This window comes from Borrelia hispanica CRI (genome assembly GCF_000500065.1).
Taxonomy (GTDB): domain Bacteria; phylum Spirochaetota; class Spirochaetia; order Borreliales; family Borreliaceae; genus Borrelia; species Borrelia hispanica.
Genome location: NZ_AYOU01000121.1, coordinates 68,969 through 81,898, shown reverse-complemented (window position 1 = coordinate 81,898; position 12,930 = coordinate 68,969). Strand labels below are relative to the sequence as shown.

Here is a 12,930-nt window from a genome sequence, read left to right as displayed (position 1 = left end):
TTAACTATCTTTAGAAACTGAACTCAAATATGATACTAAAAGGTTATCTAGCAACTTAACATCTGCTTTATCATAAAAATCTCTATTTGAACAAAACATATCAAGTTCTTCTCTCATTAAACCTATAATTTCTTTATCCTCAACAAAATCAGATATCCTAAGATTAAAATAACCACTCTGTTCAAGACCAAATAAATTTCCAGGACCTCGTAATTTAAGATCCTCTTCTGCTATTTTAAATCCATCTATATTTTCCTTTATAGTTTTAAGCCTAAATTTACCTGCTTCCGTTAAAGGTTCCTTATAAAGCAAAAAGAAAAAAGACTTTAAATTACTCCTACCAACACGTCCTCGAATTTGATGTAATGTAGAGAGTCCAAAACGTTCTGCATGTTCTACTACCATGCAAGTTGCATTGGGACAATCAATACCAACTTCAATAACACTCGTTGCAACTAAAATATCGATTTTTTTTAAATAAAAATTATGCATAATTTCTTCCTTAACATGAGATTCAAGCTTGGAATGAATAATAGCAACAGAATATTCAATAAAAATATTTTGCAGATTTAAACACATACTAGTAGCATCCTTTAGATTAAACTTTTCTGAAGAGGATATTAAAGGATATACAAAATAAACCTGATGTCCTTTTACAAGTTCATTTTTTAAAAATTCATACACCTTTTCCTCATTGCCATGTTTTGCCAAATATGTAGTAACAGGTATTCTACCCTCAGGACCCCGTTTAATTAAAGACACTTCAAGATCGCCAAAAAGGGTTAAAGCTAAGCTTCTAGGAATAGGCGTTGCTGACATCAAAAGAACATCAACTTCTTCACCTTTATTTCTAAGCTCTTCTCTTTGTTCAACGCCAAACTTATGTTGTTCATCAATAATGACATAAGCCAAATTTTTAAACTTTGTCCCTTGAGAAAAAATAGCATGAGTCCCAATTACCAAACTACAAATTCCACTTTGAATCTTTTCTAAAACCTCATCTCTATCTTTTTTTTTCAAACTTCCAGTCAAAAGAGCCACAGAAATATCAAAATCTTTTAATATATTTGTCAAACTATTATAATGTTGACGTGCTAAGAGATCAGTAGGCACCATAAATGCAACCTGATATCCAGCCTCAATTAAAGGAATACTAGAGAGAAAAGCGACAAGGGTTTTACCACTTCCAACATCACCTTGTAAGAGTCTATTCATTGGTTTATTATTTTTAAGATCATTAATTATTTCAGTAATTGCAATTTTTTGATCCCTTGTAAGTTCAAATGAAAGTTTTGAAATAATTTGTTTCAACAAATCATTAGATAAGTTTTTTTCTGCCCTTAAGAAAACCCTATAACTTTTACCCCTTGAGAAAAATTGAAGTAAAAAAATCTCTCTATAAACTAAAGTTTTTTTTGCTCTCCTAAGCATTTCAAGAGAACTTGGAAAATGAATCTCATTTAAAGCATCATGCAAAGACAATAATGAATATTTATTTATTAAAAACTTAGGAATATCTGATTGTCCAAATTTTACAAAATACGCAAGAGCACCTTTTACATAAGAAGATATTTTCTTAGAACTAAGTCCCTCACTAAGAGAATAAACAGGCATAATTTTTTTAAATTTTACAGGATTATAACTAAATATCTCACTATCAAAATTAGAACAACTCCACATCTTAGTATAATCGTTATAACTAAACCTAGCATAAATATAAAACTTTTGACCTATCTTAAAAATTCGCTCTAAAAAACTTCTATTAAACAAAAGAATTTCAAATAATTCATTATTGTCACTCCTACCTATAATTTTTAAATTTCTCTTAAAAGTATTTCCAAAATTTCTATGTTCTATAACAGTAAAAATTGTCATAAGTTCACAAATTCTAACTTGCGATGGATCTGGGAACGCTGCCATATTTTGACGATCTTCATATTTTTTTGGATAATACTCTATTAGCTCCTTAACATTTGTAATTCTAATATTATTTAATCTATCAATTCCTCTACTGCCAAGACCATTAATGCCTTGTAAGCCATACTGAAATTCATGTAAAAACACAAAAAATCCCTAAAAAGGCAAATAAAAGCTTAAAATATTAATAGCCATTATAGCTTGCTCACAAATAATTATAAATGCTAAAAGTAATGATGCTGCTACAATTAAACTAATAGCATAAGACATATGCTTATCTGTAACTATATTTTTTATCTTAAAAGATAACGGCACTAATAAAGAATCAACGCTCCTCATAAAATCAGTACCATCAAATAAATGTAAAAATAGAAATACCACTCTTAAAACAAAGAAAAAAATAAGAGCAAAAAAAATACTTCTAAATATTCCCCAAGCTTCCATAATAAATAATACTATAAAAGTAGAAAGCTTATAATTACCATAAGATAACATTCTCTCGATTATCGTAATAGTAATTAAAGCTGCAATTGGTGAGAAATCATAAATACCAAACCTAAAAAATCTAATGCTTCTAAAAACAGATAAAAATGGCTCTGTTACATTATATATAAATCTAAAAAATGCATTAGAACTAATTCCTGAGGATACCAACCAACTAAGAAGAATTCTAATTAAAATTAAAATTCTATAAATGTTCAAAAATACAATTAAAGTCTCTGTTATCACAACTAATCCTCCTAATCAAACCAAATATCCTCCACTATTTTATGGTCTCTTAATTCATTAATTTTAAACTCATCTGGTTTAAAATTTAGAATTAAATCCATTTTAAGTTTTAAGTCTCTACCGTTATTTTTTAAATAAAGATAAACATATGAAAATCCCGTATTATCCTCAAGATCAAAGATTTTATTTTTTAAAGAAGTCAAAAGATTAGAATCATTTAATCCCGTATTAGTAAATTTAATATGAAGATTATTAATTTTATTAATAGAAATTTCTTTTATAGTTAGAATTTTCTCAACTATTATGGAAAACTTATCTCTACTAAATGTAAGCTTCCCTATAACACCAATCACATCATCTTCAATCAATAAATGTTTATATCGCTCATAACTCTCAGGAAAAACCACAATTTCGATTGAACCTTCAAAATTTTCAACAATTCCAAAAGCCATCCTAGCATTATTTTTCTTCAGATGAACAACTCTTATAAAGTTTAAGCTACCTGCAAATTTAACAATAGTATTTCTCCTAGATGCAAGATCTTTGACAACATTAAAGTTTGTAAAAAATTCCAATTCTGATTTATAAGGATCAAGAGGATGTCCAGACACATAAAAACCTAAAAGCTCCTTTTCAAACCCTAAAAGCTCAAGATAAGAATATTCCTCAAACAAATTGTAATTAAAAGTCTCTTCCAAAACATTTTGAGAACCAAATAAACTATTTTGTCCCTGTTTTTTTGCATTCTCATTTTCTAATACAAAAGCTATTAATTTATCAAGATTTTCAATAAGTGTTCTTCTATTTTGCCCAAGACTATCAAAAAGACCAGACTTTATTGAAGCCTCAAGAAATTTTTTATTTATAACTTTGTCATCTACTCTTTTAATAAAATCTTCAAAAGACTTATATTCTCCATTTTCTTGTCTCTCATTCAGTATAAGATCAACCATTAGTTCACCAATATTTTTAATTCCATTAAGACCATAAGAAATATCAGAACCAACTACACGAAAATCTTTAAAAGATTGATTTATATCGGGTCTTAAAACATTAATTCCCATCGATTTTGTCTCTTCAATATAGTAAGACAATTTTTCAGTATTATTAATTTCATTTGTCAAGTTAGCAGCCATAAAACTTGCAGGATAATTAGCTTTAAGATATGCTGTTTGATAAGCTATTAAAGAATAAGCAGCTGCATGTGATTTATTAAAACCATAACCAGCAAAAGGCTTTAAAAGTTCAAATATATCACTTGCAAGTGTTTCATCATAACCTTTCTCAAGAGCACCTTTTATAAAGTCAACTTTCATCCTATTCATTTCATCTTCTTTCTTTTTACCCATTGCTCGTCTTAAAATATCTGCTTTTCCAAGAGAAAATCCACCAATAATTTTTGCAACTTCCATAACTTGTTCTTGATAAACAATAACACCATAAGTTGGTTTTAAAACCTCTGTTAAATCTGGATGAGGATATTTAATGCGCTTAGCCCCCGTCTTAGCAGCAACAAATTGTGGTATAAATTGCATAGGCCCTGGACGATAAAGTGCATTTAAAGCAATCAAATCTTCAATACTATCAGGTTTCGAATCTTTCAAAATTTGCTGCATACCTTCAGATTCAAACTGAAAAACAGAAGTACTACGCCCTTCAGAAAGCATTTTAAACGTCTTAGCATCACTATCAGAAATAGTAGCAATACTAAAATCAGGATTAGTAATCTTAATAAGTTTCTCTGCATTTTTTATTAAAGTTAATGTCTTAAGTCCAAGAAAATCCATCTTTACAAGACCACAATCCTCTAATAAATCCATAGTATACTGTGTAGAGACTGTGTCTTGCTTATAGTCCTTATAAAGAGGAACATAATCTGTTAAAGAAGTTCTAGCAATCACAATACCTGCTGCATGTGTTGATGCATGTCTATTCATGCCTTCAAGAACAAGAGCTGCTTCCATTAACTCATTATAAACAGGCCCCTTATTTAAATATTCTTGCAATGCCTTATCTTTCAAAACTTCTCTCAAGGAAACTTTTGGACCATCGGGAATAAGTTTAGTAATCTCATTAGATTGAACAAAAGGAATATCTAAGACCCTACCCACATCCTTAAATACAGCCTTGGGTTTTAGAGTTCCAAAAGTAATTATCTGTGCAACCTTATCTTCTCCATACTTTTTTGTAACATACTTTATAACCTCATCTCTACCTTCAAAGCAAAAATCAATATCAAAATCAGGCATAGAAACACGTTCAGGATTTAAAAATCTCTCAAAGAGCAAATTATATTTTAAAGGATCAACATCAGTAATACGTAAAGCATATGCAACAATAGAACCCGCTCCAGAACCACGACCAGGACCAACAGGAATATCATTATCATGAGCAAACTTAATAAAATCCCACACAATTAAAAAATATGCCTCAAATCCCATATTAATAATTGTTGAGAGCTCATAAAAAGCACGCTCCTTAATATTATCGGTTATGTCTGCATATCTAAATTTCAAACCTTCAAGTGTTAAATGTTCTAAATATTTTCCCTGAGTACCAAATTTCTCGGGTATATGATACTCAGGGAAAATAGGTCCTGGAAATTTAATTTCAAAATCATTACATTTCTCAGCAATCTTTAGAGTATTTGCCAAAGCCTCTGGTAAATCTTTAAAAAGTTCACACATTTCTTCTGGAGACTTAAGATAAAATTCATCCGTTTCCATTTTAAATCTACCAGCATCGCTTCTCTTAGCACCAGTACCAATACAAACAATAATATCTTGAGCTGCAGCATCCTCTTTATTGACATAATGAGAATCATTAGACACACTCAACTGAACATCAAGCTCTTTAGAATAAGCTATTAATCTTTCATTAACTATATCTTGTTGTTTAATTCCATGACGTTGCAATTCAAGATAAAAATCATCTCCAAAAGTATTTTTAAACCAAAGAATTTCATTCCTTGCATCATCAAATCTATTTGAAAGAATCAACTGAGGAATAATGCCTCCAATACATGCAGACATACAAATAAGCCCTTCTGAATACTTTGCAAGATCATCTCTATCCATCCTAGGCCTATAATAAAATCCCTCAAGATAAGAAACACTTGTAAGTTTCAATAAATTCTTATATCCTTGCTCATTCTTTGCAAGAAGAATTAAATGATAATACGGTTTTCCAAATTCATCATTCTTCTTTATATGTTTTAAAGTATTTGACATATAGGCTTCAATACCAATTATGGGCTTAATGCCTACTTTTTTTGCCTCTCTATAAAACTTAATAGCACCAAAAAGATTACCATGATCAGTCAACGCAATATGAGACATATTGTACTCTTTAGCCTTTGACACAATATCTACAATCTTTGCAGCTCCATCTAAGAGTGAAAAATCTGAATGCACATGCAAATGAACAAACTTAGCTTTTAAATTCATACTTATCTTACCAAAATAAAACTCGACCTTTTAATAGCAAATACCTTAAACTAAAGTAAAATAATTAAATGAAAAATCTTTAAACTACTTATAAACTAGAATAACACAAACAATAACTTTAAATTAGCAAAAAACATTAATGCTCTGATTTTCACATTCAACTACCATGTTTTTAACAGATTCAAGTCTACTAATTATTTCATTCGATAAATTTTCAGCCTGCATTAAAAAATCCCTTGCATGCTTCAAATCAGCATCGTTAAAATTACCCTGTGAAAAAATTTTGATTATATCAACAACAAGCTTATGAATATTTAAATAATCAGAATAAATCTTTTCCCAAACTTCTCTAATCTCAAGCTCTTTTGGAGCAAAACCTTGATAAAACAACCCAAAACCATGTTTCATAGGATCACTTTGGATTGCCATATTTTTTTGATTATCAACAATTGCTTTTACAACACTCATCCAAGACATATGTTCTGAAATAATAAATTCCAATTCCTTTAAAAATTCATCATTAGAATATACAAAAGCTTTAGAAGCAAATAAAGAATCACAATTTCTTGACAAATAAGAAACACTAGCTTCAATATTTTCAAGCTCATTAATTAAGGTTGAAAATTCACCTTGTTGACCAATACAATATTTAAATGATTCTTCAAGCGAAGTAAGTTTTTCTATCATATTTAAAAAAAGATTATCAATACCTAATTGTAATTCCTTAATATTTTCAGAAACCAAATTTGTAGACACCTGCTCAATTTCCTTAACAGAAATCATATTCATAACACCCTTTGCTTGATCTGATAATCTTTTAATCTCATCAGCAACAACAGAAAATCCCTTTCCATACTCTTTTGCTCTTGCCGCTTCAAGTTTAGCATTAAGAGAAATCATATTAGTTGCACCTAAAAAACTATTAATGGTCTCTAAACTTTTTTGAACATCCATAATAATATCAGTAACTTTTTGTAATTTTTCTTTATTATTTTTTTCAATATCTTCAAAAATAGCACTTACTTTAATTCGACCATCATTTACCTTACTGATAAGTGATACGCAAACCTTCTCAACATTTACAAAACCAGAAAATAAATTTTTATATAAAAATTCAATATTAATTAATACATTACTAATAGAAGACTTGGCGTGATAAAAACCCCTCACCATTTCTTTTAAAGAACTTTCATTCTCACATATACTAATATCATCAATATTTTCAACATCATTAAAAGAATTGTCTTTAACACCAGCCGCAGCAGATTTTTTTTTACAAAAAAATGGAAATTTATACATGAAAAAATTTTACCATAAAAAAGAATTTTCTAACAATATAAAACAAATTTAATCTAATTATTATTAATAATATCATAAATAAAACACAAATATCTATAAATTATTATTTTACTTACTCCTAATGAAAGAATACTTACCTGTTATTTTATTATAGTCAAATAATATATTATTATAAGAAAAAAATTTCACAAAAATATTAATAAAGTCTTCCAGTCTCTCTTTTACCAATGGCAAATAAAAATCGTTATCTAATTTAAAAATGTCATCTGCATCTAATATAACTAATTCTTCATTTTGTTTTAAAAGTATCCTTTTAGGTTGCCAAAAAAGAACATTAACCTTATCACCTTGAATCAAAAATCTACTAAGTTCATACTCAAGATCAACATGCTCTGCTTTTGCCTCAATAATACCAATAATAACACACTTTTCATAATCCAATCTTTTAATAAGTACCGCATCTGCTAACACACCTTTTCCTAAAATATCAAGAAAAAATTGTTCCTCAATTTCATATTGCTCATAAAACGAAAGGTTTGCTATTTTCCTTAAAAGATTAAGCAATATATATTTTTTACTCATATATTGATTATTATGTCTCAAACAAGGTATTTTCATTCTATACTTAAGTTCATCAAAAAAATATTTAACCAATCTCTTCATAGAGATTGCTCTTTTAACATCACTTTCATTCATCTTATACCTCCTAACCAAATATCATAAAAAATTACCTACAAAACATGTTGAATTTTTAAATTAAAGACATGCTTTTACTAATCCTACAAAAAGTTTAGACGGATTTTCCAATCTAGTAATAAGCTCAGGATGAAACTGACAAGCCACAAAAAATTTATTTTTAGGTATCTCTATTATTTTTACTATTTGAAAATCTTCAGAAAATCCAGAAACAACAAGACCATATTTGCTAAATAAATCAAGATAATCATTATTAACTTCATATCTATGCCTAAATCTCTCAATAATCATATCATTTCCATAAAGTTTAAAAGCAAGAGTATCTTTTTTAAGTAAAACGGGATATCCTCCAAGTCGCATTGTAGCACCCTTATTCTCAAGTTCTTTTTGCTCAGATAACAAATGAATAACAGGATTTATAGAATTCAACATAACATTATCTTCAGATAAAATCTCCTCAGTATCAGCATCAAATATCCCACAAACATTACGTGCAAATTCAATAACTGCAAGTTGCATTCCAAGACAAATACCAAGAAAAGGAATATTATTCTCACGAGCATATTTAATTGCACGAATCTTACCTTCATACCCTCGACTTCCAAATCCTCCAGGCACAACTATGCCATCTACACCTTCCATCATTTTCTCATCAAAATTAATACCGTCAATGACAGTTGTCTTAACTAAGATATCCAAATTGGCAGAAACATGAGTTAAAGACTCAAATATTGATGCATAAGAATCACCAAGTTCAGTATATTTACCACAAATAGCAATATTTACAACCTTTTGGGGAGAGAGAAGATTTCTCTTTATTACATTTACTAACTTTTCAAGACCATCCACCTTAGGTGTAACATTAATTTTCAATTTTGAACCTAAAATTTTATGCAATCCTTGTTTATAAAAAGATATAGGGATTTCATAAATAGTTGCAACATCAATATTATCAACAATACAAGAGGCATCAACATTACAAAACATTGCTATTTTATCTCTTATTTGCTTTGTTAAGAGTTGAGAACTTCTTGCAACAATTAAATCAGGAAAAATTCCGGCTTTATTTAAAGTCTTAACACTCTGTTGAGTAGGTTTAGATTTTTGTTCATTTATCCCAGCAGGATTTGGAATATAAGTTAAATGAACAAAAGCAATATTATCAATTCCAATTTCATATCTTATCTGTCTCATTGCCTCAATAAACAAGATATTCTCCATATCTCCCACAGTACCACCAATTTCAATAACTAAAAGTTCACTATGCTCTTCTCTAGCAATATTTAAAATTGTCTCTTTAATTTCATTAGTAACATGAGGAATAAGCTGCACAGTTCTACCTAAATATTTTCCACGCCTCTCATTTTCAAGAATATTTTTATATATTTTTCCCATTGTAATATTCCAACTAGATTTAGAATTCTGGTTTAAAAATCTCTCATAATGACCAAAATCCATATCAACTTCTCCACCATCATCAAGCACAAAAACTTCTCCATGTTCAACAGGATTAATAGTCCCAGGATCAGTATTTAAATAACCATCACATTTAATTGGTGTTATTTTCAAATTATCCTTAAACAATCTTGCAATACTTGCAGAAGTAACCCCTTTACCTATTCCAGAAATTACACCACCTGTTATTACCAAAATCTTTAGATTATCCACTATTAACACCCTCCAAATAAACTCAATACGCAATACAAAGGCCTACAAAGCCTTTAACTACATTTTAAAATGTTATAAATTCTTGAGATAATGCACTATTATAAAAAGACTTATACAAATTAAGAATAATATTTTACTAATCTCTATACAAAATAAATGTTTTATGTAATATTTATATACAGACAAAAAATTACCTTTAAGTTAAAATTTTAAACAAAAATATTAATTATAAAAATTAACATTTATTCCATTCAAAAATCAATCATGACCCATTGTTAAGCATGAAGTATATACGCATAAATTACATAAAGAAGTAAAAATATCACAAAACAAAAGACAAATATAACGAAAAAAGACATCAAGCCCAATAAAATATTAGAATTAATTTTTTTAGTACTTAAATTTCCCACATTTCTAAGCAAAAAATATGAATAAAAATAACTACATAATGCAAAAGATATACTAATATACTGAATGAAATAATACTCTCCCCACTTATCAAAATTATTTTTAAGTTCGAATAAGTAGTTATTAACAAAAAACATCATAAAATTAAATAAGACGATCAATGATGTATAACATAAACTTATAATAACAACCGACTTAAAAAAAGCAAATCTCTTAAATACAATTCTCAATAACAATAACATAGAAAATCCAATAAAATAGATAAGATAAGTATCGCCAACAAACATAACAAAGACATCAAAAGACAAACTCTTTGTTTGATCGCCCAAAAAAAGCTTCTTATCCAATAACACAGTTATATTGGCACCCATATAACAACAAATGGCTACAAATAAAGGAAATAAAAATAAAAATTTAGACAAAACAAACAAATATTTCTCTAGAGTAGAAACGGGTAAAGACAAATAAAACACATTTTTAAGTGGATCATGAATCGATTTAAAATAATTAAACATATTATATATTGAAACGAAATACATCATACAAAATAAAATCAAAAAAAATACTATATTGTCTAACGGCTGATTAGAAACCACAAGTTCAACTAGATTAAAACCCAAATAACTTTTGAAAAAAATATGAATAAAAGGAAAAATCAAAAAAATTGACATAACAAAGTAAAAATAAAATTTCTTATGATAAACAAAATCTATATTAAATAATAAAAAAAATCTCTTCAAACTAAACATTCGAAAAATCCTTTAAACTATCATTAACAACATATAAAAAGAAAAATTCAATGTCAAAATTATTATTATCAAAAGTACCACTTTCATAATAAAGTGATTTAAATCCATCTTTTACTTTTTCATAATAAAGTTCTTCTCCATCCAATTTATCTACAATCCTAACTTTATAATTATTCTTAATATGAGACACTGAATCTGAAAAGAGAACATCATTATTACCAACAATGATCAAATGTTCTACAATATCTGATAAATCTCTAACATTATGTCCTGTAATAAAAACCATCGTATTTCTTAAATTACTTAAAATATCTCTAAAAACATTTTTTGACGCAATATCAAGCCCATTTGTAGGTTCATCAAATATCAAAACAGGAACACCTGTAGCAACAGAGAAAGCAATAATACTTTTTTTCTTCTGCCCATATGACGCAGATGATAACTTAAGATTAATATCTAATTCAAATCTTAATAAATATTCCTTAAAATTTTCTTCCTTGAAATTTGGATAAAATTTACACAAAGATTTATAATAATCATTTAAAGAAATATCAGGCAAAGAAAACTCTTCCGGAACAAAAAATAAATTTACTAAATTTAAAGGATTTCTTGGAAAAGTCTTTAAAGAATTAAATAGCAACTCTCCTGTAGATGGATTTAAAAGTCCACTAATAAGCCTAAGCAAAGTGGTTTTTCCTACTCCATTCTTACCAAGAACCAAATAATTTTGAGCCCTTTCAACAGATAAATTTACATTCAAATAAACATTAGTCTTATAATACGAAAATGAAATATCTCGCAATTCTATTTTCAACTAAAATTCTCCTTCAGGCACATTATAAAATAGTATAAAAATAAATACAAGAATTAAAATATTAATTTTTCAAGAAAGCCTTATACATGAATATGGAAAAATTAACGTACAATCCAGAACTCAGATTCCAAATTTTTAACATCACTTTTGGCAAAGTTTGTAACTCACTAAATCTGGAACTTTTAAGACTTGCATAATAATTTTGAAATTCTTTTGAATTTTTAACTTCATTAAGAACAAAAATGAGTTTTGATTTATGAGCTTTATATACAAATTTATTCTTGATATGCCAATTTATAACATAAACTTGCTTAAAAGAAATATAATAATAAAGTTGCAAATAGAATTTTTTATAATATTCAAAATATTTTTCAAATAACCCCTCTTCTTTTAAAAGATTCTCTACAACCTTCAGAGACATATTTAACTTACTAATTACACTAATTGATGAACTAGCACTTCCCATCCTTTGAAAATTAGTATAGAAATAATTATTTACAAAAGAAACTTTATTCGCTTTTAAAAAAGCATGCAGCATAAAAACTATATCCTCTAATATTACATCATTAAATTTAATATTATTATTTACAATCAAATCTCTTCTAATCAATTTATCCCACACTGTACCTACAACAAAATTTTTTTTATAAAAACTAGAGAAAACAGTCAATAATAAATTCTTAAAAGCCTCTTCACCGGTTATTGGATAATTAGGAAAAGGAAGAACTGATTTTCTTTTAATCTTTCGTGCAAGAAAATAAATATAAAACTGAGAACAAACTATATCTGAATTATCAGCTTTTGCCCTATTATATAGTACCTCAAGCATAGTATTTTCAACAAGATCATCACTATCCCAATAGACTATATATTCTCCCTCAGATTTATCAAAACCATTATTCCTAGCAACAGATATTCCCATATTTTTCTGATTAATAATTTTGACAAAATCATATTGTTCCGCAAATTTTTGAGCTACCTTTAAGCTATGATCATAAGAACCATCATTTACCAATATAATTTCCTTATCTCGCAATGTCTGATTAACAGCGTTCTTCAACATCGTTTCAAGGGTACTCTCAGCATTAAAAAAACAAATAATCACAGAAACCTTGTACTTATACATAAAATCCTCCTAAATAAATACCTACCTAAGCAAAACCTGTAAACAATTCAATATACTAAATATTCTTAACTATAAGAT

General features: G+C 27.9%; 9 protein-coding genes. All 9 read right to left on the bottom strand.

Features of this window, described 5'->3' with window-relative positions:
- On the bottom strand, positions 1-2,064 hold the full coding sequence (gene recG / locus U880_RS0103950) for an ATP-dependent DNA helicase RecG (RefSeq protein ID WP_024654849.1): 2,064 nt from the start codon (positions 2,062-2,064) through the stop codon (positions 1-3).
- Positions 2,065-2,073: 9 nt separating this feature from the next.
- The gene (locus tag U880_RS0103945; protein WP_024654848.1) at positions 2,074-2,646 is read right to left on the bottom strand and encodes a YggT family protein; all 573 of its coding nucleotides are present in this window, start codon (positions 2,644-2,646) and stop codon (positions 2,074-2,076) included.
- Positions 2,647-2,657: 11 nt separating this feature from the next.
- Positions 2,658-6,092 carry a DNA polymerase III subunit alpha gene (gene dnaE / locus U880_RS0103940; RefSeq protein ID WP_024654847.1) on the bottom strand — a complete coding sequence of 1,145 codons (3,435 nt, stop codon included), beginning with the start codon at positions 6,090-6,092 and terminating at the stop codon, positions 2,658-2,660.
- A 123-nt stretch (positions 6,093-6,215) separates the two neighbouring features.
- Positions 6,216-7,391, bottom strand: a complete 1,176-nt coding sequence (locus U880_RS0103935) for a methyl-accepting chemotaxis protein (RefSeq protein ID WP_024654846.1) — start codon at positions 7,389-7,391, stop codon at positions 6,216-6,218.
- 108 nt (positions 7,392-7,499) lie between these two features.
- Positions 7,500-8,087 (bottom strand): hypothetical protein, encoded by a 588-nt coding sequence (locus tag U880_RS0103930; protein WP_024654845.1) that lies wholly within the window; start codon positions 8,085-8,087, stop codon positions 7,500-7,502.
- Between the two features lie 60 nt (positions 8,088-8,147).
- Positions 8,148-9,758, bottom strand: a complete 1,611-nt coding sequence (gene pyrG / locus U880_RS0103925; RefSeq protein WP_024654844.1) for a glutamine hydrolyzing CTP synthase — start codon at positions 9,756-9,758, stop codon at positions 8,148-8,150.
- Between the two features lie 272 nt (positions 9,759-10,030).
- Positions 10,031-10,534 (bottom strand): hypothetical protein, encoded by a 504-nt coding sequence (locus U880_RS11800; RefSeq protein WP_235048005.1) that lies wholly within the window; start codon positions 10,532-10,534, stop codon positions 10,031-10,033.
- Between the two features lie 370 nt (positions 10,535-10,904).
- A complete protein-coding gene (locus U880_RS0103915) occupies positions 10,905-11,726 on the bottom strand; it encodes an ATP-binding cassette domain-containing protein (RefSeq protein WP_024654842.1) in 822 nt (273 codons plus the stop codon).
- Between the two features lie 61 nt (positions 11,727-11,787).
- A complete protein-coding gene (locus U880_RS0103910) occupies positions 11,788-12,852 on the bottom strand; it encodes a glycosyltransferase family 2 protein (RefSeq protein WP_024654841.1) in 1,065 nt (354 codons plus the stop codon).
- Between the last annotated feature and the right edge of the window lie 78 nt (positions 12,853-12,930).